Raw genomic sequence first — 26,690 nt, 5'->3', positions numbered from 1 at the left:
GCTGCCGGCTGACCTGGTCGAGCCGCGCGCGAGCGCCGAAGCGGGCAGCCAGCTGGTCTGGTTGGGCCGCGATCGCGCGAGGAGCGCCGCAGCGCGCGGCCGGCTGATCGGTCCGCTCAGCGGTCCGCCCGCTTGGGCTGTTCCCGAGCCGGTCCGACGATCACCCGGGTGAGCGAATTTCGGGCGAGCACCCTGGTCGACCTGCTGAACGCCCGGGCCCGGCAGGACCCGGACCGCGAGCTGGTCCGCTTCGACGACGGCACGCGCCTGCGGATCGGCGACGTCGACGACGGCTCCCGCACCCTCGCCGCCCGGCTGCGCGTCGCGCCCGGCACCCGGGTGCTGACCTGCGTCCGCCCCGGCCGCGCCGCCGTCGAGCTGCTGTTCGGCCTCGCCCGGCAGGGGGCCGTGGAGGTACCGCTGGCCCTCGACGTCACACTCCCGGCCGCCCAGTCGATCCGGCGCTCCACAGGCGCCGAGCTGCTGGTCGCCGGCACATCCGCGCTCGCCGCGAACCCCGGCCTGCTGAACCTGGCCGAGCGGGTCGTCCTGATCCGCGAGGACGACCCGGCGCCGTCAGGGCACCCGTTCCTCGACGAACTGCCCACCGCCAGCCGACGGGAACACCGGCCGCAGCCGGGGGACGCGCTCGTCGTACTGTCCACTTCGGGCACCACGGGCCGGGCCAAGGCCGCCGAACTCCCCCACTTCGCCGCCATCCGGCACGCGCGGCGTGTGGCGGCGACCATGGGGTACGGCCCCGGCGACGTGCTGCTCAACGTCTTCCCGTGGAACCACGTCAACGTCCGGCACACCGCTCTTCTGCCCGCCCTGCTGACCGGCGCGCGGCTGGTCGCCCACCGCCGGTTCTCCGCTTCCCGGTTCTGGGAGATCTGCCGCGCCGAAGGCGTCACGGCGTTCAACTTCATGGGCGCGATGCTGGCCATCCTGGACCGCCGGGGCACCGACCACGACCACGCCGTCCGCCTGGCCTACGGCGCCCCGGCACCCGCCGAACTCGCGGCCCGGTTCCTCGACCGCTTCGGCGTGAAAGCCCTCGAGGCGTACGCCAGCACCGAACTCGGCGACGTCGCCGCGAACACCCCGGATGACTGGCGCCCGGGCACGGCCGGCCGCGTGGTCCCCGAGTACGAAGTCGCGATCCTCGACGAAACCGGGCAGCCGCTGCCCCACGGCGAAACCGGGCAGATCGCCGTCCGGGCCAAGCTGCCGGACATCCGGTTCCGCGGTTACGCCGGTGACCCCGGTGCCACCGCCGCGGTGCTGCGGGACGGCTGGTTCCGCACCGGCGACCGCGGCCGCCTCGACGCCGACGGCTACCTGGTCTTCGCCGGCCGGCGCGGCGACGTCGTCCGGCGGCGCGGGGAGAACATCGCGACCTGGGACGTCGAGCAGGTGCTGCGGGCACTGCCCGGCGTGGTCGACGCGGCAGCGGTCGGGGTCGAGTCGGACCTCACCGAGCAGGAGCTGCTCGTCGTCCTGGCCACCGACCGCGCCCTCGACGGGCCCGCGGTCCGGGACTGGTGCCGCACGCGGCTGCCGCGGCACGCCCAGCCGCGGTACGTGCGCATCGCCCGCGAACTGCCGCGCAACGGCAGCGGCAAGGTCGTCAAGGCGCTGCTTCCGTCCACTGTGGACGAGTCCGTGTGGGACGCCCGGTCCGCCCAGTGAACCGAGACGGACCGCCCCCACGGCCCTGCTGCCTACGGTCGCCACGACATCCCCGTTCCGCAGGAGGGCCCCGTTGCGCGTACTCGACCTCACCGACGAACTGGCCCGGCAGGGCGCCCGGCTGCTGGTCGGGCTTGGCGCAGACGTCGTGCGCGTCGACGACGACCTGACCGGCCCCGAGCGGATCCACTGGCACGCCGGGAAGAAACTGGCCACGAATATCGACGAACTGGCCCAGGAAGCCGACGTCGTCCTGGAGAGCGGTCCGGTGGCGAAACTCCGCGGCCTGCACGCCGACGGGACGTCCCGGTGGCCGCACGCCGTCCACGTGGTCGTGACGCCGTTCGGGCTGACCGGCCCGCGCCGCGACTGGCTCGGCGGCGACCTCGTGCTCGCCTCCGCCGGCGGGATGACCTGGCTCGGCGGGAAGCCGGACGGCCCGCCCAAGCCACCCCCGCGCGAGCAGGCCTGCCAGCTGGCCGGGGCGCACGGCGCGATCGCCGCCCTGCTCGGTGTCCTAGCCGGGGCCGGGCAGTTGATCGACGTTTCGGCCCAAGAGGCGGTCGCCGCGACCTTGGAGACGGCCGCGATCTCGTGGATCCACGCGGGCAAGTTCCCGGTCCGCAACGGCGGCGTCTACGAGCACGTCGCGCACCGGATCTTCAAGGCCGTCGACGGGTACGTCGCGGGCGGCTACTCCGGCAGCGAGCGCATGTGGACCGGCCTCCGCGACTGGCTCGCCGAGGAAGGCGAGGCCGGTGACCTGCTGGACGAGCGGTTCGGCGACCAGGCGGTGCGCTGGGCCGAACGTCCGCACGTCGACGACGTGATCGCGCGGTTCGTCGCCAAGCGCACCGCGGCGGAGGTCGCCGAGCAGGGCCGTAACCGCGCCCTGCCCTGGGCCGAGGTGACACCTCCGGTCGAGCTGACCCGCAACCCGCAGCTGCGCGACCGGCAGTTCTTCGTCTCGGTCGACGGCACCGAGGACGCCGGCTTCCCCTGGGACGCGCCTGGCCTGCCACGGCCGGTGACGCTGTCCCCGCTCACCGAAGGCCGCTGGACCAGCAGCCGAGCCGAACGGCGACCGGCGAAGAGCCGCTCGCTCGACGGCGTCCGGGTGCTCGACCTGACCTGGGTGCTGGCCGGGCCGTACGCGACCAAGATCCTCGCCGAGCACGGCGCCGACGTGATCAAGGTCGAGTCGAAACACCGGCACGACCCCACGCGGTTCTCGACGTCCATGCGGCTGCGGCCGGACGCCGGGCCGGACGACTCGGGGTACTTCCTCAACTTCAACCGCGGCAAGCGCAGCCTCGCGCTCAACCTGCGCACGTCCGAGGGCCAGGCGGTCCTGCGGGAGCTGGCCGCGCACTGCGACGTCGTCGTCGAGAACTTCAGTCCCGGCGTGCTGGCGAAGTGGGGCCTGGACTACGCGTCGCTACGGGCGATCAACCCGCGGGCGATTCTGGTGTCGATGTCCGGCGTCGGGCACACCGGGCCGTGGCGGAAGGCCGTCACGTTCGCCGACACGCTCGCCGCGATGTCCGGGCTGTCCGCCGAGACGGGCGAGCCACCGCAGGGGCTGGTGTTCGGGCTCGGTGACATGGTCGCCGCCAACGCGGCCGTGCTGGGGGCTCTCGACCTGCTGATCCGCGGCGAAAGCGGCCACGTCGACCTCTCGCAGCTGGAGGCGATGGCCGCGACGATGGGCCCGGCCGTGCTCGACGCCGGAGTCGCCGTCCCGCACGGCGTCTACCCGGCAGCCGGCGACGACCGGTGGGTTGCCATCACCGCGCAGAACGAGGCGCAACGGGCCGCGCTGCGGAACTTGGCGGGGTTGTCCGAGGACGACGCCGCTCTCGCCGCGTGGACCCGGACTCAGGACGCCGGCGAACTCGCCGCCCGGCTGCAGGCCGCCGGTGTCGCCGCGGCCGTGGTGGCGACCGGCCGCGACCTCGTCCAGGACGAGCACCTGGCCGAACGCGGCTTCTACGTGCGCCTCGACCACCCGATCGCCGGAGCGGTGTTGCACGAAGGCATCGTCGCCCGGCTCACGGCGACGCCGGGTGCGCTCACCTCGCCCGCTCCCCTGCTCGGCCAGCACACCGAACCGGTCCTGCGCGAGCTGCTGGGTTTCGACGACGACCGTCTGGCGGCCCTGCGCGCCGCCGGGATCACCGAATGAGAGGAACACGCATGCCGGTCCTGACCATCACCCGGGACGCCGGGGTCGCGACGATCCGGATCGACCGGCCGCCGGCCAACGCCGTGAACCCGGCCCTGATCGCGGAGTTCCTGGAGGTGCTGCCGCCGCTGGCCGAGGACCCGGACGTGCGGTGCCTGGTCATCACCGGTACCGGGAAGTTCTTCATCGCCGGGGCGGACATCGCCGTCATGCGGGATCTGTCCGACGCCAACCAGGCCGAGATGCGCGGCTGGATCGACGTCCAGCGGCTCTTGGAGCGGGCTCCGAAGCCGGTGATCGCCGCCATGAACGGCCACGCCCTCGGCGGCGGCGCGGAGCTGTCGCTGGCTTGCGACCTGCGGATCCTTTCGGCCACGGCGAGCTTCGGGTTCCCGGAGATCGCGCTCGGGCTGTTCCCCGGCGCCGGGGGCAGCCAGCGGCTCCCCCGGCTCGTCGGGCCGCATCGGGCCAAGCGGCTGATGATCGACGGCACCCGGCTGTCCGCCCAGCAGGCCCTGGAGTTCGGCCTGGTGGACCGCGTGGTCGACCCCGGGCTGTTCGAAGCGGCGGTCGCCGAAGAGGCCCAGCTGCTCGCGGCCAAGCCGACCGCGGCGATCGGGATCCTCAAGCAGGTCGTCGACGAGGGCTACGGTCTGCCGATCGAGGACGCGCTGCTGCGGGAGGAGAAGGGTGTCGCGGAACTGACCCGGACTGAGGACGCCGCGGAAGGCCTCCAGGCGTTCCTGGACAAGCGCCCGCCGCGGTTCATCGGACACTGAAAAAGGGGCGGCGCCATCACCGGCGCCGCCTCTTTTCATCAGTACTGCGCGACCATCGGGGTGTCCACGCCGAGGTCGCCGATCGTGCCCGCGCCGCCGGGGTCGCCGAGGGGAGCGTCCCGGCCGGGCAGGGGCTGCTCGAAGAACGCGATGGAGTCGGTGACGAACACCGTCTTGCTCTCGTCGCCGCGGGCCTTGCGGTCGACGAAGATGGCGTCCACCGGGCATTCCGGTTCGCATGCGCCGCATTCGATGCATTCGTTGGTGTTGATGTAGCTCTTGCGCTCGCCGACGTAGATGCAGTCGACGGGGCAGACGTCCAGGCAGGCGCGGTCGGTGACGTCGATGCAGTTGGCGCCGATGACGTAGGCCATGGGTTTCCTTCCGGGGTCAGGAGTTCTCGGTCGAGTGGCCGGGAAAGAGGGTCAGCTCGGAGTCGAGGGCGACCGCGGCGTTGTTGACCGCCGTCGCGACTTCGCCGAAGCCGACGGACATCAGGCGGACCTTGCCCTCGTACTCGGTGACGTCCCCGGCGGCGTAGACGCGGTCGAGGCTGGTGCGCATCCGCGAGTCGACGAGGATCGACCGGCCGCGCAGCTGCAGCCCCCAGCCGGTCAGGGGCCCGAGGTTGCTCACGAACCCGAGTGCGGCGATCACACTGTCCACTTCGAACAGTCGTGGCCGTTCTTCACCGCGGACGCGGACGTGGGCCAGCCGCAGCGTCTCCTCACCGCTAAGCGCTTCCACTTCGGCGTCGGTGACAATCCGCGTGGCGCCCTCGGAGACGGCCGTGACGCTGGCCGCGTGTGCGCGGAACGCCGAGCGCCGGTGCACGAGGGTGACGGACTTCGCGATCGGCTCCAGGGCCAGGGCCCAGTCGACCGCGCTGTCGCCACCGCCCACGACCAGCACGTTCTGGCCGGTGTGCGCGTCGGGATCGGTGACGAAGTAGCTCAGGCCCCGGCCGAGGTAGTCCTCGCCGGCGGGCAGCTTGCGCGGGGTGAACGTGCCGATCCCGGCCGTCAGGATCACCGCCCCGGCTCGGATGACCGAGCCGTCGGACAGGGTCACTTCGGGGCGGCCGTCCTCGGCGCGGCCGAGCGCCACGGCTTGGCGGCCCAGCAGGTATTCGGGGTTGTATTGGCCGGCCTGGTCGAGCAGGGCGGCTACGAAGTCGCGGCCCCGCACGCGCGGCAGCCCGGCGACGTCGAGGATCTCCTTCTCCGGGTACAGGGCGGCGATCTGCCCGCCCGGCTGGGGCAGCCCGTCGACCACGACCGTGCGCAGCCCGCGGAAGCCCGCGCAGTAGGCGCCGTAGAGCCCGGTCGGTCCGGCGCCGACCAGGAGGATGTCGGTGTCGAGGGACATGGGTCCTCCGTGAAGTGTCGAGAGTGGACAGAGCCGGACAGTAGGTGGGCGCGCCGCGGCGGGCCTGGATCGTGGACCGGTGAGCGGACCACGTCCCGGTTTTCGGTCCGGGTTCGGTGAGCGGACCGGAGGCGTTGGCCGACCGGTCGAGTGGTGGTGGACTCGCGTCGGCTTCGGCACAACGAACTTGGAGCGGTCATGAGCGTGCAGAACGGGGAGACGGCCACCACCCCGGCCCGGCGGAGCCGGCGACCGGCGAGGCTCCCGGGCCGGCAGGACTGGTCGAGCTGGCCGCACTACCAGGCCGCGGCGGCCGGGTTCCGCGGCTACTGGTACCCGGTGGGGTATTCGTCGCGGTTCACCGGCAAGCCCCGGCAGATCACCCTTCTGGGCCAGAAGATCGTGCTGGTGCGCGACGGCGGCAGGGTGTACGCGCTGAAGGACCGCTGCCCGCACCGCGGCGTGCCGCTGTCGGAGGGCAACCAGCAGTTCCCGGGCACGATCTCGTGCCCGTACCACGGCTGGACGTTCGACCTGAAGTCCGGCGACCTCAAGGCCGCCATCACCGACGGCCCCGCCTCACCGATCTGCGGCAAGGTCAAGCAGCCCACGTACGCGGTCGAGGAGCGGCTCGGCATGGTGTGGGTGTTCGTCGGCGACGGCGAGGAAGCGCCGCCGATCGACGAGCAGCTGCCCGAGGAACTGGTGCACAACGAGGCCATCGTCGGGTCGCGCATCCAGCCCCGCGAAGGCAACTGGCGCTTCGCCTGCGAGAACGGCTACGACGAGGGCCACGCGAAGTACCTGCACCGCACGGCGTTGTGGCGGCTGTTCAAGGCGATGCCGGTGTGGAACGAGACCCGGATCGTCCAGCGCGGCCGGTGGATCTTCCGCGTCCAGGACAAGCAGTACTGGACGGCCGACTTCCCCGGCCTCGGCAGGTGGGACAACCAGGCGTGGTTCAAGCTGCGGCCGCCGAAGGAGGTCGGCAACGTCGGCAACACCAGCACGCACCGCGAAACCAACCCGGTGATCGCGGCGCAGGAGTTCCCCGGCTTCGCGTCGGTGAGCATGCCGGGCGTGCTGCGGATCGTCTACCCGACGTTCATCCACTACGAGTTCTACGTCCCGGTCGACGCGGACAACCACCTCTACGTCGGCGTGCTGGCGAGCTTCCAGCGCGGGCTGAAGGCGTTGCCGTTCTACGCCAAGTACCTCGGGTTCGTCCGGTGGCTGTTCCACGGCCAGTTCTCCGGGCAGGACAAGTGGATGGTCGAGGTGACCGACGCGCCGCCCGAGAAGCTGTACCGGCCGGACGACTCGCTGCTCAAGTGGCGCAAGCTCGCCGAGGACACCTGCGAGGAGCGGGTCGACCGGCTGGCCGGGCAGGGCGTCACCGTCCCGGTCCCGGAGTCGGACTGATGGCGCGCGTGGTGCTCGGCGTCGGGGCGTCCCACTCGACGTTGATGAACACCCACTGGGACCAGGTCGTCCACACCGACCGGGCGGAACGCTTCCGCGACGCACTGCGCGAAGCACGCGACGAGATCGCCGCGGCCGAGCCGGATCTCGCGATCATCGTGGGATCCAACCACTTCCGCGGGTTCTGGCTGGACATGATCCCGCCGTTCACCCTCGGCGTCGGCGAAGTCATCGGTTCGGGCGAGGCGAAGACGCCGTCGGGGCCGCAGAAGACGGCCCCGGAGTTCGCCCAGCGGATCGCCGAGGACCTCGTCGAGCGCGGCACGGAGGTGGCGATCTCGGCGCGGCTGCAGATCGACCACGGCCAGACCCACGCGATCCAATACCTGCTCGACGACATCGCCGTTCCGGTGGTTCCGTTGGTGGTCAACGTCTTCGCGGCGCCGCTGCCCCGCCCCGACCGCTGCGCCGAGCTGGGCCGCAACCTCGCTTTGGCCATCGCGGCCCTGCCCGAGGACCTGCGGGTGGTCGTGATCGCGTCCGGCGGCCTGTCACATCAGCTGCCCTGGCCCGACGACTGGCGCGCTCCCGAGGGCGAGGACGAGGAGTTCCTGGTGGAGGCGTGGCTCAACGGCCGTGGCGACTGGGAGAGCTACGACGGACGCCGTCGCGAGATCATCACCGCGGCCCGCCCGGTGCTGTTCCCCGAGTTCGACGAGGCCTTCCTGGCCGACCTCGAACGCGGCGAACTCGAGAAGTACACGTCATGGACGACCGAGGAGATCGGCAAGGCGGCTGGCAACGGTGGTCAGGAGCTGCGCACCTGGCTCGTCATGGCCGCCGCCCTGGGTTTCCAGCCGGGCCGCGCGCTGGCCTACTCACCCATGCCGGAGTGGCTGACCGGGATGGGCGTCGCGGTGATCCGGCCATGACGGCCCTCGACGCGGTCCTCGACTGGATCACCGAAGACCGGCTCCGCGAGGCAGCCCGTGCGGTGACGGCGATCCCGAGCCCGACCGGCCGCGAAGCCCCCCTGGCCCGGCTGCTCGCCACGCGGCTGTCGGCGGCCGGGTTCACGGCCGAGGCCCAGCACATCGACGAGTTCCAGGCCAACGCCGTCGGCCGGCTCCGCGGCTCCGGCGGCGAGGATCTGATGCTGTACGCCCCGATCGACACCCTCACCACCGGACAGCCCGAATTGGACGTTCCCTGGATCGGGCCGGAGCTGCGGCCGGACATGCAACCCGAGCCCCGCGACGAAGGTCCCTTCGTCACCGGTCTCGGAGCGAGTAACCCCAAGGGTCACGCGGCATGCATCCTCGTGCTCGCCGAGGCTCTGGGTGCGGTCCGGCCCGAGCTGGCGGGGGACGTCGTCGTGGCGTTCGGCGCGGGCGGGATGCCGACCAACGCCGTGGAGGCGCCGGGCTACCCCGCCCGGGCCAACACCGGGCAGGGCGTGGGCTGCTCGTTCCTGCTCGAACGCGGCTGGCACACCGATTACGCGGTGATCGCGAAGCCCGGGGATTTCGTCGCCCATGACGAGGTCGGGCTGTGCTGGTTCGAGATCACCGTGCCCGGCATCCACACCTACGCCGGCAGCCGCCACCGGCTGCCCTACCGCAACCCGATCGTCACCGCCGCCGACGTCGTGACGCGCCTGGAACGCTGGCTCGCCGACTACCCGGCCCGTCACCGCACGGCCACCGCGGCTCCGCAAGGCGTCATCGGATCGATCGCCGGCGGCTGGGAACGGATGCTGGCCGTCACCCCGGCGGCCTGCCGGATCCGCCTGGACGTGCGGATCGCCCCGGGCACGACGCCGTTGTCCGTCAAGCGGGAGCTGGCCGCGTTCCTGGACCGGTTCGACGTAGAGCTCGAAATGGTTCTCGCCATCCCCGGCACCAGCACTCCCCCCGACTCGCCGATCGTGCGGACCGCGATCGAGGCGTGGGAAGCCACTTCCGGCCGTCCCCACGAACCGGTGCCGGACAACAGCGGGGCCACGGACGCGAACATCCTGCGCGCCCGCGGCATCCCGACCGTCCGGACCGGCATGCCGAAGGCGACCTCCGAGGACTTCAGCCGCGGGATGAACACCGTCGACGTCCGCGCGATGCGCCGCCTGTGCGAGGTGCTCGCCCGCACCACCCTCTCCACCACCGGGAAGGAAGCAGCATGACCCCACCCCCCGAGAGCCACTACGCCGACGGCGGCGGTGTCACCTACCACTACCACGACCTCGGCTCCGGCCCGGACACCGTGTTCCTGCACGGCGGCGGCCCCGGCTGCACCGGGTGGAGCGACTTCGGGCCGGTGGCGCCGCTGTTCGCCGAAGACCGGCGGTGCCTGCTCGTGGACATCCACCAGTACGGCCGCTCGGCCAAGACGCCGATCACCGGCCCGATGTGGGACCACCACGCGGCCAAGACCGTCGCCCTCCTGGACACGCTGGGCGTCGAGCGCGCCGACTTCGTCTGCAACTCCTGGGGCGGCACCATCGCCCTCAACCTGGCGGCGAAGTACCCGGACCGGGTGCGCTCGCTGGTCGTCACCGGCAGCATGCCGGTCTTCTACGGGCCCCTCGCCCCGCTGCCCGAAGGCGGCCGCCGCGGTCGCAACGCCCGCGACGCCTACTACGGCGGCGAAGGCCCGACGCGCGAGAAGATGCGTCGGCTGATCACCAGCCTCGAGTGGTACGACGGCGATCAGCTGCCCGAAGAGACCCTCGACCTGCGTTACGAGCAGAGCCTCGACCCGGGCGAGCGCGAGCTGGCCGCGATGTCGGACTCCCCGCGCGGCGACTGGCAGGATTTGACCGGCGAGCTGGGCCGAATCCAGGCGCCCACGCTGTTCATCTGGGGCATGCAGGACGCGTTCCTCACCCCCGACTACCCGCTGATGCTGGCGCGCATGGTGCCGAACGGCAACCTGCACGTCATGGACCACGTTTCCCACCACCTGCAGGAAGAACGCCCGCACGCCTACCACGCGGTGGTCGACGGGTTCTTCCGGTCCCTGGTCCCGCAAGGAGTTCCGGCATGAAGGTCCTGCTCGCCATGACTCTCACGGCCGCGACGCTCGCCGCCCTGCGCAAGCTCGCGGCCTACAGCAACACCCAAGTCCACCGCATCAACACCAAGGAGCACGCGTGAGCATCTGGACCGAACTCTCCCCGATCGCGCACCGCGTCGAGTACGTCGACGCGGCCGGCGTTCCCACCCGGACGCTGCGGGCCGGGAACCCGGACGCCGAAGCCGTCGTGTTCCTGCACGGCACCAGCGGGCACCTCGAGGCTTTCGCGCGCAACATCGTGGCGCACAGCGAATTCGACGTCCACGCGATCGACATGCTCGGCCACGGCTACACCGGCAAGCCCGCCCAGCCCTACGAAATCGCCGACTACGTCAAGCATCTCCTGGACTACTTCGACGCCGTCGGGATCCGCGCCGCGCACATCGTCGGCGAGTCCCTCGGCGGCTGGGTCGGCGCACGGGCCGCCGTCGACCACCCCGAGCGGGTGCTGAGCCTGCAGCTGCTGTGCGCCGGCGGAACCGTCGCCAACCCCGAGGTCATGGAGCGAATCCGCACCAGCACGAAGAACGCCGTCGCCACCGACGACGTCGAGCTGACCCGCAAACGCTTGCGACTGCTCATGGCGAGCGAAGAGAACGCTACCGAAGAACTCGTCGAGGTTCGACACGCGATCTACCACACGCCGGAGTTCGTGGCCAATGTGGACAATCTGCTTTCGCTGCAGCAGATGGAACGGCGACAGCGCAACCTGTTGCGTCCGGAGCAGCTGGCCCGCATCACGCAGCCGACGCTCATCGTGTGGGGCCGCCAGAACCCGTTCGGCGAGGTGCCGGAGGCCACGAAGATGCACGAGAACATCCCCGGTTCGCAGCTGGAGCTGTTCGAGGAGTGCGGGCACTGGCCGCAGCACGAGCAGGCCGCCCGCTACAACCCGCTGAGCGTCGAGTTCATCCGCAAGGCCGCCGCGTGAGGGCCGCGCGGTTCCACACCTGGGGCTCGGCCCCGGTCGTCGACGAGGTCCCCGAGCCGACGCGCGGCGAGGGCGAGGTGCTGGTCGAGGTCCAAGCCGCGGCGGTGGCTCACCTGGACGTCACCGTCGCGAGCGGCACCTTCAACCTGAAACCGCCGCTGCCCTACGCCGGTGGCGTCGAGGGCGCGGGCGTCGTCGTAGAGTCCGATGTGGACTCCGGACTCCAACCGGGTGATCAGGTGATGCTGCGCGGCGCCGGGCTCGGGCTCTTGCGTGACGGCACCTGGACCGAGCGGCTGAGCGTGCCGGCCAAGGCCGCGAACAAGCTGGACGCCCCGCTGCCACCCGAGGTCGCGGCGACGTTCTACGTGCCGGCGACGACCGCGTTCGTGGTCCTGCACGACGTTGCCCGGCTCAGCGAGGACGAGCAGGTGATCGTCGTCGGCGCCGCGGGCGCGGTCGGGTCCATGGTCGCCCAGCAGGCCGTGCTCGCCGGGGCGAAGGTGACCGGGATCGTCGGCCGCGCGGACCAGCTCGCCGACGTGCCCAGCGGCGTCACCGGCGTCTGCCTCGAATCCACCGACGACATCGACCGGCTCGCCACGGACCGCCCCGCGTCCCTGCTGGTCGACACGCTCGGCGGCGACGGCCTGGTGGCCCGGACCCGCTGGGTGCGCCCGGGCGGGCGCGCGGCGGTGATCGGCTACGTGACCGGCACCGAGGTCCGCGTCGACCTGCCGTCCTGGCTCCTCGACGACGTAGCGCTGCTGCCGGTCAACATGATCCGGCAGGAACGCCGGGCCCGCGAGATCGCCGGCGACCTCGTCAAGCGGCTCGCCGCGGGAGAACTCGAAGTGGCCGTGCAGAAGTACGAGTTCGCCGACGCGGCGCTCGCCCTGGAAGACCTGCGGGCCGGCCGGGTGCGCGGCCGCGCGGTGCTCGTCCCCTAGCGGTTCGGTCAGCGGACCGGTCCGTTGGCCGGACCGGTTCCGCTGACCGAACCTGGACCCATGGAAGCGAACAGCGTCCTCGGCAAGGTCCAGCTCATCCTCGAAGCCTTCGGCCCCGACGACGAGCACCTCAGCCTCACCGAGCTGGCCCGCCGCTCCGGCGTCGCGAAGGCGTCGGTGCACCGCCTCGCGCAGGAGCTGCTGACCTGGGGCGTGCTGGAGCGGCGCGGCAGCGACTACTGGCTCGGCATCCGCCTGTTCGAGATCGGCCAGCGGGTCCCCCGCCAGCGCATCCTGCGCGACGCGGCCCGGCCGTACATGGAGGACCTCTACCAGGCCACCAACGAGACGATCCACCTCGCCGTCCCCGACGGACGCGAAGTCCTCTACCTGGAGAAGGTGTCCGGCCACAGCCAGGTGACCAAGCCGTCCCGGGTGGCCGGCCGGATGCCGATGCACTGCACCGCCACCGGCAAGGTCCTGCTCGCCTTCGGGCCCGGCGCGCTCGTCGACGAGGTCACCGCGTCGCCGCTCGAGCGGGTCACGCCGCACACGGTCAACGCTCCCGGCCTGCTGCTCAACGAACTCGCCCGCGCCCGCGCGAACGGCTACGCGGTCGAGTACGAGCAGACCCGCGTCGGTTTCGTGAGCGTGGCCATCCCGCTGACCGGCGCGACCGGCCTGACGACCGGCGCGCTGTCCATCACGGCGCCGCTGTACCGCGCCGACGTCGGCAAGTACGCCGGGCTGCTCACGATGGTGGGGCACCGGATCACCAAAACGGTCAGCGCCCTGCGGTCCGGTGGCCGAACCGCGGCGGTCACGCGGTGAGCCCGGCGCTTCAAGCTGCACCGACACCCAATCAGTTCCGGGAGGATCGGTGCGGAAAAGACTCAAGTGGCTCGGCGTCACGATCGCGGTGGCGATGACGGTGGCGTCCGCTCCAGCAGCGGCGAACGCCGGCCGTCCGGCGGCGCACTCGCTCGTCGTCCAGACGGAAGCGGGCAAGGTCGAAGGGAAGACGACCGGGGCGGTGGATTCGTTCCTGGGCATCCCGTTCGCCGCCCCGCCGGTCGGCGGCCTGCGGTGGCAACCGCCCCAGCCGGCACCGGCGTGGCCCGGCGTCCGGCCCGCGACGAGCTACGGCCCGGAGTGCCCGCAGGGCTCCGGCTCGGCGGTGACCGAAGACTGCCTCTACCTCAACGTCTACCGCCCGGCGCGGGCGACGAACGAGCGGCTGCCGGTGCTGCTGTGGATCCACGGCGGCGGGTTCTCGTCCGGCTCCGGCAGCGCGTTCGACGGCTCACTCCTGGCCGAAACGAACAACATCGTCGTCATCACCATCAACTACCGCCTCGGCGCATTCGGCTTCCTGAACTTCCCGGGCCTGAGCAAGTCCGGCGCGGGCAACTACGGCCTGCTCGACCAGGTCGCAGCCCTGAACTGGGCCAACCACAACATCGACCGCTTCGGCGGCGACCACCGAGCCGTCACCATTTCCGGGCTCTCGGCCGGCGGCCACTCGGTGTGCGCCCTGCTTTCCTCGCCCTTGACACACGGCCTGGTCAACGGCGCCATCATCCAGAGCGGCGGCTGCCCGAGCCACACCGTCGCCGAGTCCCAGGCGGCCGGCGCGCGGTTCGCCACCGACGCCGGCTGCACCACCGCCCCGGTGAGCTGCCTGCGCGCCAAGTCCACGGCCGACATCCAGAACTCGAGCGCCGGGTTCCGCGGCGGAATCCTCACCGGCCCGCTCCCGACCGCCGGCGTGCCGGAACTGCCCCTCCCGCCGTCCGAAGCCGTGCGCACCGGCCGCTTCGAGCGCGTCCCGCTCCTGATCGGCAGCACCCGCGACGAGGTCCGGGGCTGGGCGCGGTCCTTCGCCACCGCGACTCCCGCCCAGTACGAGAAGAGCCTCGAATACCTCTTCGGCAACCGGGCCGCGGACGTCGAGAAGGTGTACCCGCTGAGCAACTACCCCGCGCAGGACACGGCGGCGTACGCGCTGGGTGCCGTGTGGACGGACTCGAGCGTCTTCTACGGCCTCGGCGGCTGCCAGTACGCCCAGCTGGCCCAGCAGGTCGCGAAGTACCAGCCGAAGACGTTCCTGTACCGCTTCGACGCGCGGAGTCCGTCGGCCCCACCGGCCCCGGGCACCTTCGACGTCGGCGCCTCCCACGGAGCGGATCAGGCGTACCTCTGGCCGACCCCGACCAGCATCTACGACCGTGACAAGCTCCGGCTGTCAGCCGAAATGGTCCGGTACTGGGGAACGTTCGTCCGCCAGGGCACCCCGGACACGGCCGGGCAGGCGGAGTGGCCGAGCGTCAAGGACCAGCGGGCGATGGTCTTCCAGCTCGGCGGCAGCTCGACGGTGACCTCGGCCGCGTTCGCGGCCGCGCAACACTGCGACCTGTGGAACAGCATCAGCTACAAGTGGCTCGACATCAACGCGGAGCAGCTGGCCCAGCAGGTCGGCGTCGTACGCCAGTAGTTCCAGGAACGCCGGCCGATGAGATGCGAGTCACGTCGGCCGGCGTTCACGAAGGACGATGCCAGGGGCACCCGAGTGCACGGATAGAGGGCCCATGAACAGAGCGTTATACGCGATGGTCTGGCAGTGCTTCACTTCGAACGTCGTCATCGGTGCAGGGCGACCGCGTTCCGCCGTCGACCCGGCTGCCTCGACGTCCTGATCAACAACGCGGGGAACGTCCGGGCGGCACCCCTCGAGGACATCGACGTGGCGGACATCCGGGCCATGGTCGCCCTCAACCTGCTGGCCCCCGTCCCCACGACCCGGGCAGCGCTACCGCACCTCCGCGCCGCGGGCGCGGCGCGCAGAAACGCCGCCCTCTTCGGGATTTCCTCGGCCGCGGGCCTGGTCGGCATGCCGTTCTACGCGACGTACGCCGCCACGAAGGCCGGAGTCATACGCTTCGGCGAAGCCCTGTGGCGCGACCTGTACAGCAGCGGCATCCACGTCGCCGCGGTCTACCTCGACCCCGTCGACACGCCCATGATGGCCACGCCCCGAGCCGGCGCGGACCTGGGCTACGGCCTGCGGCCCGTCGACGAGGTGGTCGCGGAAATCGTGGCCGGGCTGGAGGAGCGCCGGATCGACATCAACACCCAGCTGCCCGACGCCGTACGATGCAGGAGCTCAACGCCCGGGATCCACCCGCCGTCGACGCCGCCCTCGCGCCCAAGCTCGCCGAACTCCGGGCCGCTGTCAGCACCCACCGCAGCATCTGAACCACAGATTCCTTTGCCCGTTTGCATTTCCACGCGGTCATGGACGACAACCTGGTCCACTTGTCGTCGCCGTTACCTGAGGCCTCCGCGAGGACCCCGCCCGCTACTTCCGGCTACGCATCAGGCGATGGTCAACGCGACGCGCCCCCATAGGAGACGCCGGCCGCGTTGCTGGAACGCCTTACCCGCTTCCCGGCGCGAGACGCTCGACTTCCCGTACTCGGCGACGATCGGCGGCCAATTCCGCGACAGGTCGTATGGGTGAGGACATCCGCTGCTCCCGTTGGTTGCGGCGGATCTACTTGCAGGCTGCAGTCTGGCCAGCCCCATAGGCGGCCTGGGCCTTCGTGAAGCCGTCACCCGCTGACGATGACAGCTGCTGCTTCAACCCCGAGCAAGAGAACGACGTGAAGCTCAAGTAGTTCTCCGCCGACTTGACCGCCTGCGCGTTCCAGTCCACCGACAGGCTGTCGACGGCCTGGGTCGCCACATCCTTCGGGAACCCGTCGCCGGCCGACGAGGACAGCTGCCGGATCAGGCCGTTGCGCGAGAACGCGGTGAAGCTCAGGTAGTTCTGGGCGGAGGCGCGGGCCTGCTCGACCTGCGGCGGGAACTTGGGTGCTTCGCTCGTGGTGGGTGCCGGCGGCTCGACCGGAGCAGTGGCCGCGGCCGAAGCGGCGGCGTCGTTCAGGTTGGGGCTGGTGGTCTGAATGTGGTCGGGCGCGGCGACCGAGCTGGTCAGGGCAGCGGCGGGCATCCCGTTGGCGGCGTCGTTGACCGCCTTGCCGAAGGCCGCGGTCCAGAGCACGCAGATGACCAGCCCGATCGCCGACAGCACGACGGCGGTGATGGCCAGCCCCTTGTTGCTCGCCTGGCCCCGGTTGGCGCGCAGCGTCCCGACGATGCCGAAGATCAGCCCGAGGATCGTCAGCGGCCACGCGACGATCCCGATGATCGGGATGAACGCGAAGATCAACCCGATCAGGCCGAGCACGAACCCGGCCGTGCCGAGGCCGTTCTTGGGCTGGTTCGCCACCGGCATCGGCACCGACGGCGGCATGGGGGCGTAAGACACGGGGCTGCCTCTTTCAGTCCAGCGGCGACGCAACGGAACGCGTCACGCTCTGTGGCATTCGTCGACATCCGCATCCCGCGCGTAACAGTGCCCGAAAGCCGCCTTCGGTCACGAAATGGACTCAGCCGACGATGTTCACGATCATTTCCGCTGGTGACCGCAGTGAGCGACTGACTCACCACCGTTACCTAGGGTAATAAATTGAAACTTCAAGTTCACTCGTTCGGAGCAAGTGAAGAGGTGAGACGACGTCGCCCCGAGCTGAGTTACGACATGAGCGCTCACTGTCACTGGCTGGCGGCGAGCCTGCGAGACGACGCCCCACCTTCACCTCCGGAGCTGCGGAGAACGCGTGCGTCGGGAGCGCCGCGGGCTAGATGACGCGTTGACTGCGCTCATCGGATGAACCGCTCAGAGCGCGCCGTCATGGCCCAACGGCTGCGACATCCGTCCAGCGTGATCCCACCGCACCCGCCCTCGCCTCAGATGGCCGCACTACTTGCCGGCACGGCCGACCTGGTGGCGCAGTGGATGAACGGCAAGAAGCCGACAACCACCACCGCTACCCGGCCCGCCCCCGGCAGTGGCTTGCGGTTCGCCTTCTGCGGCCGCACGTCGACCGTCCGACATCAAGATCGTGTGCCGTCGCAGGGCTGGCAACGCGACATGGCCGACGAGTTGGTCGCGGGCCACGGCCGGGTCGTCGCCACCTATTTCGACGCCGGCACCTCCCGCCGCATCCCGTGGCGACAGCGACCGCGGGCTGCGCGCGGACGACCTCGACCTGGTGCTGTCGGTCCTCGGTGGACGCTCGGTGACGGCACCGAAGGGTCCGTTCCGTGCGGCAGTGTGGCTGGACGACCCCGCGTGCCCGGTCGGCAGCGAGACGGCGGAACTCCTCAAGGCGGCCGTTCAGTCCGTGAAGTCGTCCGGTGTGGATGTCCGGCAGGTTTCGCCGCCGGGGACGTTCGACGAGTTGTGGGAGCTGCACCTGGACATGGTCCTGGCGGCGGTGGCGTACAACCTCCCGGACGAGGGGCTGCCGCCCGCGACGCGAACGCACCGGGCCTGGCTGGCCCGCGCGGAAGACCGGGCTCGGGCGCGCCGGTCGTGGGCGCGGTGGTTCGAGGACGTCGACGTGCTGCTGTGCCCGGTGACGGCGATGCCGGCGTTCCCCCACGACCACGCCGGCGACATCGGCACCCGCGTCGTCGAGATCGACGGTGTGCCGCGACCCCACATGTCGACGATCGGGTGGTGCGGGCTGTTCAGCGTCCTCGGCCTCCCGACGGTGACCATGCCGTCGGCCGCACCCCGGCGGGTCTGCCGGTCGGCATGCAGGTGGTGGCGGCCCACGGCGCCGACACCACGGCAACCGTGTTCGCCAGGCACGCGTCGTCGGTCACCGGCGGGTACGTCTTCCCGCGGTGACCGGCGCTCCGGCAACGAGCCACCGGACGCAGCGTCGCCGACATCGCGCGGAGCTCAACGACCGCGGCATCCCATGCCCATCGAGCGCCGACCGGGACCGCAACCACCACCGAACGAAGCACGAATGGGTCGTCCGCACGGCCATCACCGTGTTCCGGCTCGACCGCCGACAGCACGGGGTGGACCTGCCCGCAGCTGAGCACACCGCTCTGCAGCGCCAGCCGATCGGGCCGGCCTGCGCGAGCGCGGAGCCCGACGGTGAGGCGCGATCCGGCCATTGCTCCCTTCGGGTGAATGTCCGCCGGTCGGTGTTGCATCGACGTCCCGCTCGCTGACTTTGCCCGTACATCATCCGGATCTTCGATTCCCGCGGCCGAACTCGTCTTCCCGCGGAACGATGGCGGGGTTTGAGCAGATGACGACGATCGTAGACGGCCTGGCGGAACTGCCCTGGACTGAGCTCTACCCGTACTTGTCCGTGGCGGTTCTCAAGTGCCGGCCGCAAGTGGACCCCCACCACTGTTACGACGCCGTCTGGCGTCAGCTCCACACCGACGCGTCTTCGCGGACGCGCAAACACGTCCGGATCGTGGCGACGGCCGAGTCACCGGCCCACGGCGAAGACGCGGCAGCGCCGGACCCGCTGCTGGTGTCGACCGGGATGGACCAAGTAGCCGCCTTCGTTCGGGAGTCCACGTCGCAACCGGCGTGGGCCGGCGAGGGCCTCGAGTTCTTCAACACCACCTACGAACTGAACCTTGTTGTCCGCCGAGGTGGCCTCATCGCGGTGAAGCCTGACAACGGCGGTGCTGACCGGTTCCAGAAATGGATCGATCGCAATGGCGCTTCGACTGTGGAACGAATCAAGCCACTGATCCTCGAGTACACCTTCCTCCAGGGAGAGGCGAAGGGATTGTGGCTCCACGGCGCGAGTGGACGGACGACCCGCAGGCCCGACGCCAAGACGAGCGTCGGCATGCGCCTGCAGGACACGCTCGACGAAATCGACGATGGCGCCTACTCCCTGTCCTCCGCACGCTGCGAGTTACCTCGGGCGCCCGGGCTGGTCGCGCTGACCGGGCGGATCGGGTCCACCTTGAGCACGTCTCAGCTGTGGCTGAAGCCCATGGAGAACTTCGAACTTTTCCTGCACGCCGTCGGGGAGATCTTCGACCTCATCGAGGCGGCGGAAGCCGACCCGGATGCCGTCATCGAAGCCTTCCCGCAACTGGCCAGGGAAGTCTCCGACCTTTCGGAAGTGCGCGGTGCGTACGACGTCTCCGTCGCCGATCTCGACCAGCTGCCGTCCACGGTGGCCGAAGGCGAGGAGCTCCAGAGCGCGGCCGAGCTCTTGCAGAACGCCGTTCTACGCGTTGTCGAGGGAGGCTCCGGCGCCAAGTTCAAGCTCGACGTCGGGCTGGACGGGACTGCCAGCGGCACTTTGGGCATCAGGCCCGAGCCCACGACGCACGGGTTCCGGCTCAGCGCCGGGTTCAGCGGCGAGCCGGCCATCCCCGCCACCGCACGCCGGATCCTCGACGCCATCGACTCGAGCGACCTGCTGTCCGTGTACTACGAGTCCGGCCACGTCTACTCCGGTGGGCGCATCTCCAAGCGGAAGTCCCGGGTGGCACCCTTCCGGAATTGGCGCTTCAAGGACTTCCATGGCACCAAGGTGAGCCGGGAAAAGCCCTTCGATCTGTTGTCCAGCACCGAGATTCATCGCTGCATCAACGTCGAGGGCGACGACTCCCTCTTCCGCTGGGTTGCCCGGAACTGGAACGACGGATGGCTGATTTGCGACGACGGCAGCGGCGAGATCGCCGATTTCCTCCACATCGGACCGGATGGAACTCTTCGTCTCATCCAAGTCAAAGGAGCCGAGAGCCACGCTCCGGGACGACGCGTCTCGACGTCCGCCTATGAGGCTGTGGCGGCCCAGGCGTCGAAGAACCTGCTCTTCTTCGACAAGGAACTGCTCATCAGCCGGTTGACGGCCTCCGCGCCCGGCAAAGCCAGCTGGGTCGACGGGAAGCCGGTCACCGGTCGCAACGACTTCATCGAGTGCCTGCGGATTCTCGGCGAATCCGACAGACGCGAAGTCATCATCGTTCAGCCGCATCTCACCGAGGCTGTGTACCAGCAGCTCCGCGCTTGCGAGGAGCAGAAGGACATGAGCGCGGAGCTGCTGCGGTTCCGGCGGCTGGAACTGCTGCTGAACCTGGCGTACTCGTCTGTGGTCAAAGCCGGGGCCGAGTTGCTGGTGTTCGCCAGCAAGTAGCGGTTACCGAGGGCGACTGCTGATCGGGGTGTCGAGCTGATCGGGCTGGCATCATCGCGCCGCGAGGCGCAACGGGGTAGTTCCCGGGGTCACCCGGACAGTTCCTTCGTGACCCGCTCGAGCATGAACTTCGACGACTCGACCGCACGCTCCTCCCACGCGAAGACGCACACCGTCGCCACCCCGTCGAACCCGATGTCGCGCAGGGTGCCGAAGAACGCGTCCCAGTCCACCTCGCCCTGCCCGATGTCCAGGTGCTGGTGGATCCGGGCGGGCGTCCCGGGCGGGTTCATGATGTAGCGCAGCCCGGACGATCCCTTGTGGTTGAACGAATCCGCGATGTGCAAGTGCGCCAGCTTCGAACCCGCGTAGCGCAGCATCCGGCCGACATCGGCACCCGGGTCGTCACCGGAGAGGTGGAACGTGTGCGGCGCGCAGTACAGATAGTTGACCCACGGCTTGTTGATCGCCCGGACGAGGTCCACCGCCGGATCGTTGACCTCGCAGAAGTCGTCCGGGTGGGCTTCGAGGTTCAGCGCGATGCCTTCGCGCTCGAACACCGGAAGCAGCTCCTCCAGCGAGCGCCAGAACGCGGCCTCGCTCTCCGCCGCGCGCTCCGGACGCCCGTTGAACTCCGAGTTCATCAGCGAACAGCCCAGCTCGGCGGTGACCTCGATCATCCGCTTCCAGTACCGCACCGCGGCCTGACGCTCGGCTTCGTCCGGGCTGGACCACTTGTACAGCGGCAGCACGCTCGACAACCCCACGCCAGTCTCGCGCAGCACCTTCTTCAGCTCCGCGACCTTCTCGTCGTCGGCCCGCGGGTGCAGGAAGAACGGCATGAACTCCTCGCGCGGCGACAGCTCGATCCACTCGTAGCCGATGTCCGCCACCGTGCGGACCATCTCGGTCATCGGCATTGCCCGCAGCATGTACGGGTCGAGGGCGATCTTCATCGGGTTCCTCCGGCGTAGAAGGCGGGCCGGTCCTTCATGTCGACGCCCACGATCCGGCCCGAGCGCAGCGCTTCGACGGTGGCGTCGGTGATCACGGTCGCGGCGTAGCCGTCCCAGGCCGACGGACCAGTCGGCTCACCCACGGCGATCGCGTCGACCCACTCCTGGAACTCGACGTCGAACGCGGTGACGAACCGCTCGCGCCAGTCCTGCGGGACGGCCGTGCGGGTCGTGCCGGCGGAGCGGACCGTCGCGCGGGCGGGTTCGGGGAGGCGGGCCAGCCCGGTCTCCCCCACCGTCTCGCACTGGATGTCGTAGCCCCACTGGCAGTTGACGAACACCTCGAGGTCGATCCGGATCCCGGACGCGGTCTCGAACAGCATGATCTGCGGGTCCTGCAGCTCGGCGTGCGCGTGCCGGGTCCGGCGCGGCGCCAGCACCTGGACGGCGACGATCTCGTCGTCGAGCAGCCACCGCAGGACGTCGATCTCGTGCACGGCCGTGTCCTGAGCCGCCATCGCCGAGTGGTAGGAGTCCGGCACCGACGGGTTGCGGTGCGCGCAGTGCACCATCAGCGGCGCACCGATCTCGCCGGCGTCCAAAACGGACTTGAGCTCGCGGTAGCCGCTGTCGTAGCGCCGCATGAACCCGACCTGGACCAGGCGACGGCCCGCGGCCTGTTCGGCTTCGACGATCCGCAGGCAGTCGGCCGCTTCGGTGGCCAGGGGCTTCTCGCAGAACACCGGCTTGCCCGCGGCGATCGCGGCCAGGACGTGCTCGGCGTGGGTCGGTCCCCACGACGTCACGAGAACCGCGTCGACGTCCGGCTGCCCGATCAGGTCCGCGCCGGTCGCGACGGCCCGGGCAGCGGCCCGGCCCGCGACCTCGGCGGCCCGATCGGCGTCGATGTCGGTCACAGCGACGACTTCGGCACCGGTGATCACCTCGGTCAGGCGCCGGATGTGGTCCTGGCCGATCATGCCGGCGCCGATCACTCCCACCCGTACGGTCACGGCGGGTTCTCCTTTCTCAGTCGGCCGTCTTGACGGCCAGGACGGGGACGTTCGCGGCGAGCAGCAACCGCTGGGCGAGGCTGCCCAGCAGCGCCTTGCCCACCGGCGAACGACGTTTCATGCCGATGACCAGCAGCTCGACCTCGCCGGCGTGCTCGTCGAGCAGCGCCAGGACGTGGTCGGCGACGTCGACGTTCGGCGGGCGTTCGAGGAGCTTCGCGTCGGCGGGCGCTTCGAGCGGGCTCAGCCGCAGGTTCGCCACCAGCAGCGGGGTGCGGCGCAGCTCGGCTTCCTCGACCGCTCGGGCCAGCGCGAGGTCGCCTTCGCCGGAATCGGTGACGGCCACGAGGATCGCCATGGTCAGGCCCCCTTTCCGGCGATGGCGGGCTCCCGGGTGAACCGCGTGTGCAGTTCGGTCTCCAGCCGTTCCAGCGATCGGCCCCGCGTCTCGGGGACGGCCTTCGCCACGAAGGTGATCGCGCCGATGCCGAGGACGACGAAGATGAAGAACGTGTTCGAGATGTGCAGGGCGTCGACCAGCACCGGGAAGGTCAGGCCGATCGCGAAGTTGGTCAGCCACAGCACCAGCCCGGCGATGCCCATGCCGAGGCCGCGCAGCTTGAGCGGGAAGATCTCCGACAGCATCAGCCAGGTGACCGGCGAGATCGCGCCCTGCTGGAAGGCCAGGAACGTGACCGTCAGCGCGAGCACCACGAACGCGCGGCCCTGGCCGGCGGGCAGCAGCAGGGAGAACACGCCGATCAGCAGCAACGCCGTGGTCGTGCCGATCTGCCCGACGATCAGCATCGGCCGCCGGTTCACCTTGCCCAGCAGGTAGATGCCGACGAAGGTGGCCACGACCGAGATGACGCCGTTGGCGATGTTCGCCGTGAGCGCGCCGTCGGCGGAGAAGCCGGCGTCCTTCAGGATCTGCGTGCCGTAGTACATGATCGAGTTGACGCCGGTGATCTGCTGGATGATCGCGATGCCGACACCGACCAGGACCAGCCGCCGGATCCACGGCGTGCCCAGGTCGCGCAGGCCACCGGTCTGGGACTTCTTGTCCTCCAGCGCCAGCTGCTCGACCTCCGCCAGTTCGGCTTCGGCCCGCTGCGCCGAGCGGACCTGCTTCAGGACGGCCAGCGCGTCGGCGAAGCGGTCCTTGGACGCCAGCCAGCGCGGGCTTTCCGGCATGGCCAGCATGCCGAACCACAGCACGACCGCCGGGAGCGTCGCGATGACGAGCATCCAGCGCCAGACACCGCCGGACTCGCCGAAGGCGTTGCCGATGATCGCGTTGAACGTGAACGCCAGCAGCTGGCCGGTGACGATCATCAGCTCGTTCTGGGTGACCAGCCGGCCGCGCCGCTCGGTCGGCGAGACCTCGGCGAGGTAGGTCGGCACGGTGACCGACGCGCCGCCGACGGCGAGCCCGAGGACGAACCGGCCGAGCACCATCACCGCGGTGGTCGGGGCGAAGGTGCAGGTCAGGGTTCCGAGCAGGAAGATGACGGCCAGCATGAGGATGTTCTTGCGCCGGCCGCGCCGGTCGGACAGCCGCCCGCCGCCCACCGCACCGAGGGCGGCACCGAGCAGCAGGGAGCTGGTGACCAGGCCTTCGGTGAACGGGGTGAGCCCGAGGTCGGTGGCCATGTAGGGCAGGGCGCCGTTGATGACGCCGGTGTCGTAGCCGAAGAGCAGGCCGCCGAAGGTGGCGATGATGGTGACCAGCCGGAGCCGGCGCCCGTGCGGGCCTTTGGTGTCGAGTGGAACCGTCGGCGTCGTTGCGTGGACGTGTGCCATGGTGTTTCTCCCGGTGCAGGAGTGGTACTTCGAGGTTCAGCGGGAAGTGGGCCGCTTGCTGCCGGAGAGGCCGCGGCCGGCCAGGTACTCGCGGGTGCGCACGGCGATCGGCAGTGGCACCTCGGCGGCACAGGGGTAGAGGTCCTGCTCGACGATGACGAACAGTTCCGCGTCCAGTGTGGACAGTGCGTCGACGATCGCCCCGGGGTCGGGCACGCCGGCGGGCGGCTCGACGCAGACGCCGCGCTTGACGGCCTCGCCGAAGGAGAGCTTTTCGGCGGTGACCTGGGCGAGGACGTCGGCGTCCATCTGCTTGATGTGGACGTACCCGACGCGCTCGCCGAAGCGGCGGATCAGGTCGAGGTTGTCTCCGCCGCCGTAGGCCACGTGCCCGGTGTCGAGGCACAGGTTGGCGTAACGCGAGTCGGTCTCGTTCAGGAACCGCTCGATCTCGGGCTGGGTCTGGATGTGGCTGTCGGCGTGCGGGTGCAGGCACAGCCGGACGTCGTAGTCCTCCAGCAGGATCTTGCCCAGCTCGTTCGCGCGGCCGCCGAGGGAGTTCCACTGCTCGGCGGTCAGCTGCGGGCTTTCGGTGTACTCGCCGGTTTTCTCGTCCCGGTACATCGGCGGGATGAACACGAGGTGGTGCGCCCCGGCCGCGGCGGTCAGCTCGGCGACGCGCCGGGTCTCGGCGAGCATGGTGTCCCAGGCTTCCGGGCGGTGCAGGGCGCCGAAGGTGGTGCCGCCGGAGACCTGCAGCCCCCGGGCGGTGAGCGCGTCGGCCAGCTCGCGCGGGTCGGTCGGCAGGTAGCCGTAGGGGCCGAGCTCCAGCCAGGTGTAGCCGGCGGTGACCAGCTCGTCGAGGAAGCGGGTGTAGGGCACCTGCTGCTCGTCCTCGGGGAACCAAATCCCCCACGAGTCGGGGGCGGAGCCGAGGCAGAGGTTGCCGGCGACGGTGCGCGCGGACGTCGTTGTCACGGAAGGGGTCCCTTCTAGGACGAGGTCGGGAAGTGGAAGGCGGCTTCGACGGACTGGGTGACGTGGGGCCAGCGGGTCGTGACGACCTTGGGGCGGGTGTAGAACCGGACGCCTTCGGGACCGTGGATCGGGCTGTCGCCGATCAGGGAGTCCTTCCAGCCGCCGAAGGAGTAGTAGGACATCGGGACCGGGATCGGCACGTTGACGCCGACCATCCCGACGCGGACCTCGCGCTGGAACCGGCGGGCGGCCTCGCCGCTGGAGGTGAACAGCGCGGTGCCGTTGCCGTAGGGGTTGGCGTTGATCAGTGCGATCGCTTCGTCGAGCGTCGCGGCGCGCACCACCGCGAGCAGCGGTCCGAAGACCTCTTCGCGGTAGACGTCCATCGACGGGCGGACGTGGTCCACCAGCGACGGCCCGGTGAAGAAGCCGTCCCCGGCGAAACGCCGTTCACGGCCGTCGACGACGACGGTCGCGCCCTGCTCAGCGGCGGTGGCGACGGCGTTCTCGACGCGGTCCTTGGCCGCGGCGGTGATGACCGGGCCCATTTCGCTGGCCGGGTCGTCACCGGGACCGACCTTGACCTCGCGGGCTTTGCGGGCGAGCGTCGCGACGAGCGCGTCGGCGGCTTCACCCACGGCGACGGCGACCGAGATTGCCATGCAGCGCTGCCCGGCCGAGCCGAACGCGGCCGCGTTGAGGTGGTTGGCGGCGAACTCCAGGTCGGCGTCCGGCAGCACCACGGCGTGGTTCTTCGCGCCGCCGAGCGCCTGGACGCGCTTGCCGGTCGCGGTGGCACGCTCGTGGACGTACTTGGCGATCGGCGTCGAGCCGACGAAGGACACCGCGGCGATGTCGGGGTGCTCCAGGATCGCGTCGACGGCGGTCTTGTCGCCGTGGACGACGTTGAACACACCGTCGGGCAGGCCGGCTTCGGCGTACAGCTCGGCGACCAGGTTCGACGCCGAAGGCACGCGCTCGCTCGGCTTGAGCACGAAGGTGTTGCCGGTGGCGATGGCCATCGGGTGCATCCAGAACGGGACCATCACCGGGAAGTTGAACGGGGTGATCCCGGCGCACACGCCGAGGGGCTGGCGGAAGCTGAGCACGTCGACGTCGCGCGAGACCTGGTCGGAGAACCCGCCCTTGAGCGCGTCGGCGATGCCGCACGCGTATTCGACGACCTCGCGGCCGCGGACGATCTCGCCGCGGGCGTCGTCGAGGACCTTGCCGTGCTCGGCCGAGATAGTCTTCGCCAGATCCGTCTCGTGCCGGACGAGCAGCTCGCGGAAGGCGAACAGGATCCGCGAACGCTGGGACAATGACGAGTTCGCCCAGGTTTCGAAGGCCTTGCCCGCGGCGGCGACGGCGGTGTCCACTTCGGACTTCCCGGCCAGCAGGACTTCCGCCCGCTGCCGTCCGGTGGCCGGGTCGTACACCGGGGCGGCCCGGCCGGCCCCGGCGGGAGCGCCGCCGATCCGGTGGTCGATGGTCTGCAC

The 26,690-nt window shown here is 70.5% G+C and carries 23 protein-coding genes; 14 read left to right on the top strand and 9 right to left on the bottom strand.

The features are described 5' to 3' along the window. Positions 1 to 168: 168 nt before the first annotated feature. The 3 genes from G3I65_RS47845 (at position 169) to G3I65_RS47835 (ending at position 4,656) form a co-directional block, all read left to right on the top strand. Positions 169 to 1,692, top strand: coding sequence for a class I adenylate-forming enzyme family protein (locus G3I65_RS47845; RefSeq protein ID WP_160702068.1), 1,524 nt, complete (start codon positions 169 to 171; stop codon positions 1,690 to 1,692). 73 nt (positions 1,693 to 1,765) lie between these two features. Beyond that, positions 1,766 to 3,877: a CoA transferase gene (locus G3I65_RS47840; protein WP_166641491.1), complete on the top strand. Its 2,112-nt coding sequence runs from the start codon at positions 1,766 to 1,768 to the stop codon at positions 3,875 to 3,877. 11 nt (positions 3,878 to 3,888) lie between these two features. After that, positions 3,889 to 4,656, top strand: a complete 768-nt coding sequence (locus tag G3I65_RS47835; RefSeq protein WP_203612710.1) for an enoyl-CoA hydratase/isomerase family protein — start codon at positions 3,889 to 3,891, stop codon at positions 4,654 to 4,656. Between the two features lie 38 nt (positions 4,657 to 4,694). Here the strand turns inward: G3I65_RS47835 and G3I65_RS47830 are convergent, their stop codons facing one another. Both G3I65_RS47830 and G3I65_RS47825 read right to left on the bottom strand, forming a co-directional pair. Beyond that, positions 4,695 to 5,030: a ferredoxin family protein gene (locus G3I65_RS47830; protein ID WP_160702064.1), complete on the bottom strand. Its 336-nt coding sequence runs from the start codon at positions 5,028 to 5,030 to the stop codon at positions 4,695 to 4,697. 16 nt (positions 5,031 to 5,046) lie between these two features. Beyond that, a complete protein-coding gene (locus G3I65_RS47825) occupies positions 5,047 to 6,024 on the bottom strand; it encodes an NAD(P)/FAD-dependent oxidoreductase (protein ID WP_160702062.1) in 978 nt (325 codons plus the stop codon). Positions 6,025 to 6,222: 198 nt separating this feature from the next. Between G3I65_RS47825 and G3I65_RS47820 the strand changes: the two genes are divergently transcribed. The 9 genes from G3I65_RS47820 to G3I65_RS47780 all read left to right on the top strand — a co-directional run bounded on the left by G3I65_RS47820 (position 6,223) and on the right by G3I65_RS47780 (position 15,919). Continuing rightward, positions 6,223 to 7,446: a Rieske 2Fe-2S domain-containing protein gene (locus tag G3I65_RS47820; RefSeq protein ID WP_160702060.1), complete on the top strand. Its 1,224-nt coding sequence runs from the start codon at positions 6,223 to 6,225 to the stop codon at positions 7,444 to 7,446. Further along, positions 7,446 to 8,378, top strand: coding sequence for a catechol 1,2-dioxygenase (locus tag G3I65_RS47815; RefSeq protein ID WP_160702057.1), 933 nt, complete (start codon positions 7,446 to 7,448; stop codon positions 8,376 to 8,378). Before G3I65_RS47820 ends, G3I65_RS47815 begins: the two co-directional genes overlap by 1 nt. Next, a complete protein-coding gene (locus G3I65_RS47810) occupies positions 8,375 to 9,625 on the top strand; it encodes a M20 family metallopeptidase (RefSeq protein ID WP_160702055.1) in 1,251 nt (416 codons plus the stop codon). Before G3I65_RS47815 ends, G3I65_RS47810 begins: the two co-directional genes overlap by 4 nt. Further along, positions 9,622 to 10,488, top strand: coding sequence for an alpha/beta fold hydrolase (locus G3I65_RS47805; protein ID WP_160702053.1), 867 nt, complete (start codon positions 9,622 to 9,624; stop codon positions 10,486 to 10,488). The genes G3I65_RS47810 and G3I65_RS47805 overlap by 4 nt, the downstream gene beginning before the upstream one ends. Before the next feature lie 106 nt (positions 10,489 to 10,594). Next, positions 10,595 to 11,449, top strand: coding sequence for an alpha/beta fold hydrolase (locus G3I65_RS47800; protein WP_160702051.1), 855 nt, complete (start codon positions 10,595 to 10,597; stop codon positions 11,447 to 11,449). Further along, positions 11,446 to 12,399 (top strand): alcohol dehydrogenase catalytic domain-containing protein, encoded by a 954-nt coding sequence (locus tag G3I65_RS47795; RefSeq protein ID WP_160702049.1) that lies wholly within the window; start codon positions 11,446 to 11,448, stop codon positions 12,397 to 12,399. Before G3I65_RS47800 ends, G3I65_RS47795 begins: the two co-directional genes overlap by 4 nt. A gap of 60 nt (positions 12,400 to 12,459) precedes the next feature. After that, positions 12,460 to 13,230, top strand: a complete 771-nt coding sequence (locus G3I65_RS47790) for an IclR family transcriptional regulator (protein ID WP_160702047.1) — start codon at positions 12,460 to 12,462, stop codon at positions 13,228 to 13,230. 49 nt (positions 13,231 to 13,279) lie between these two features. Continuing rightward, on the top strand, positions 13,280 to 14,893 hold the full coding sequence (locus G3I65_RS47785; protein WP_160702045.1) for a carboxylesterase/lipase family protein: 1,614 nt from the start codon (positions 13,280 to 13,282) through the stop codon (positions 14,891 to 14,893). 126 nt (positions 14,894 to 15,019) lie between these two features. Next, positions 15,020 to 15,919 carry an SDR family oxidoreductase gene (locus G3I65_RS47780; RefSeq protein WP_203612709.1) on the top strand — a complete coding sequence of 300 codons (900 nt, stop codon included), beginning with the start codon at positions 15,020 to 15,022 and terminating at the stop codon, positions 15,917 to 15,919. 33 nt (positions 15,920 to 15,952) lie between these two features. Here G3I65_RS47780 and G3I65_RS56750 read toward each other — a convergent pair whose 3' ends face one another. Further along, positions 15,953 to 16,729 carry an Ltp family lipoprotein gene (locus G3I65_RS56750; RefSeq protein WP_203612708.1) on the bottom strand — a complete coding sequence of 259 codons (777 nt, stop codon included), beginning with the start codon at positions 16,727 to 16,729 and terminating at the stop codon, positions 15,953 to 15,955. Positions 16,730 to 17,726: 997 nt separating this feature from the next. Here G3I65_RS56750 and G3I65_RS59190 point away from each other — a divergent pair. Next, positions 17,727 to 18,359: an amidase family protein gene (locus G3I65_RS59190; protein ID WP_375336780.1), complete on the top strand. Its 633-nt coding sequence runs from the start codon at positions 17,727 to 17,729 to the stop codon at positions 18,357 to 18,359. Positions 18,360 to 18,575: 216 nt separating this feature from the next. After that, entirely contained in the window at positions 18,576 to 20,441 is a 1,866-nt protein-coding gene (locus tag G3I65_RS47760; protein WP_160702041.1) for a hypothetical protein, read from the top strand. 89 nt (positions 20,442 to 20,530) lie between these two features. Here G3I65_RS47760 and G3I65_RS47755 read toward each other — a convergent pair whose 3' ends face one another. The 6 genes from G3I65_RS47755 to G3I65_RS47730 are packed head-to-tail and all read right to left on the bottom strand — an operon-like array spanning position 20,531 to position 26,690. Next, on the bottom strand, positions 20,531 to 21,397 hold the full coding sequence (locus tag G3I65_RS47755) for a sugar phosphate isomerase/epimerase family protein (RefSeq protein ID WP_160702039.1): 867 nt from the start codon (positions 21,395 to 21,397) through the stop codon (positions 20,531 to 20,533). Further along, entirely contained in the window at positions 21,394 to 22,410 is a 1,017-nt protein-coding gene (locus G3I65_RS47750) for a Gfo/Idh/MocA family oxidoreductase (protein WP_160702037.1), read from the bottom strand. The genes G3I65_RS47755 and G3I65_RS47750 overlap by 4 nt, the downstream gene beginning before the upstream one ends. A 16-nt stretch (positions 22,411 to 22,426) precedes the next feature. Further along, positions 22,427 to 22,768, bottom strand: a complete 342-nt coding sequence (locus tag G3I65_RS47745; protein WP_160702035.1) for a universal stress protein — start codon at positions 22,766 to 22,768, stop codon at positions 22,427 to 22,429. Positions 22,769 to 22,770: 2 nt separating this feature from the next. Next, positions 22,771 to 24,213, bottom strand: a complete 1,443-nt coding sequence (locus G3I65_RS47740; RefSeq protein WP_160702033.1) for a sugar porter family MFS transporter — start codon at positions 24,211 to 24,213, stop codon at positions 22,771 to 22,773. A gap of 36 nt (positions 24,214 to 24,249) precedes the next feature. Further along, on the bottom strand, positions 24,250 to 25,191 hold the full coding sequence (locus tag G3I65_RS47735) for a TIM barrel protein (protein WP_160702031.1): 942 nt from the start codon (positions 25,189 to 25,191) through the stop codon (positions 24,250 to 24,252). 14 nt (positions 25,192 to 25,205) lie between these two features. Then, a complete protein-coding gene (locus G3I65_RS47730; RefSeq protein WP_160702029.1) occupies positions 25,206 to 26,690 on the bottom strand; it encodes a CoA-acylating methylmalonate-semialdehyde dehydrogenase in 1,485 nt (494 codons plus the stop codon).

This window comes from Amycolatopsis sp. SID8362, from assembly GCF_010550475.1.
Classification (GTDB): domain Bacteria; phylum Actinomycetota; class Actinomycetes; order Mycobacteriales; family Pseudonocardiaceae; genus Amycolatopsis; species Amycolatopsis eburnea.
This window is presented reverse-complemented; position numbering and strand designations above follow the sequence as displayed.

Excerpts from the sequence above, each read along its gene's own strand:
- G3I65_RS59190 (WP_375336780.1), top strand. The coding sequence starts at position 17,727 with ATGGTCCTGGCGGCGGTGGCGTACAACCTCCCGGACGAGGGGCTGCCG.
- G3I65_RS47835 (WP_203612710.1), top strand. The coding sequence starts at position 3,889 with ATGCCGGTCCTGACCATCACCCGGGACGCCGGGGTCGCGACGATCCGG.
- G3I65_RS47755 (WP_160702039.1), bottom strand. The coding sequence starts at position 21,397 with ATGAAGATCGCCCTCGACCCGTACATGCTGCGGGCAATGCCGATGACC.
- G3I65_RS47815 (WP_160702057.1), top strand. The coding sequence starts at position 7,446 with ATGGCGCGCGTGGTGCTCGGCGTCGGGGCGTCCCACTCGACGTTGATG.
- G3I65_RS47740 (WP_160702033.1), bottom strand. The coding sequence starts at position 24,213 with ATGGCACACGTCCACGCAACGACGCCGACGGTTCCACTCGACACCAAA.
- G3I65_RS47745 (WP_160702035.1), bottom strand. The coding sequence starts at position 22,768 with ATGGCGATCCTCGTGGCCGTCACCGATTCCGGCGAAGGCGACCTCGCG.
- G3I65_RS47810 (WP_160702055.1), top strand. The coding sequence starts at position 8,375 with ATGACGGCCCTCGACGCGGTCCTCGACTGGATCACCGAAGACCGGCTC.
- G3I65_RS47790 (WP_160702047.1), top strand. The coding sequence starts at position 12,460 with ATGGAAGCGAACAGCGTCCTCGGCAAGGTCCAGCTCATCCTCGAAGCC.
- G3I65_RS47830 (WP_160702064.1), bottom strand. The coding sequence starts at position 5,030 with ATGGCCTACGTCATCGGCGCCAACTGCATCGACGTCACCGACCGCGCC.
- G3I65_RS47805 (WP_160702053.1), top strand. The coding sequence starts at position 9,622 with ATGACCCCACCCCCCGAGAGCCACTACGCCGACGGCGGCGGTGTCACC.
- G3I65_RS47825 (WP_160702062.1), bottom strand. The coding sequence starts at position 6,024 with ATGTCCCTCGACACCGACATCCTCCTGGTCGGCGCCGGACCGACCGGG.
- G3I65_RS47820 (WP_160702060.1), top strand. The coding sequence starts at position 6,223 with ATGAGCGTGCAGAACGGGGAGACGGCCACCACCCCGGCCCGGCGGAGC.
- G3I65_RS47760 (WP_160702041.1), top strand. The coding sequence starts at position 18,576 with ATGACGACGATCGTAGACGGCCTGGCGGAACTGCCCTGGACTGAGCTC.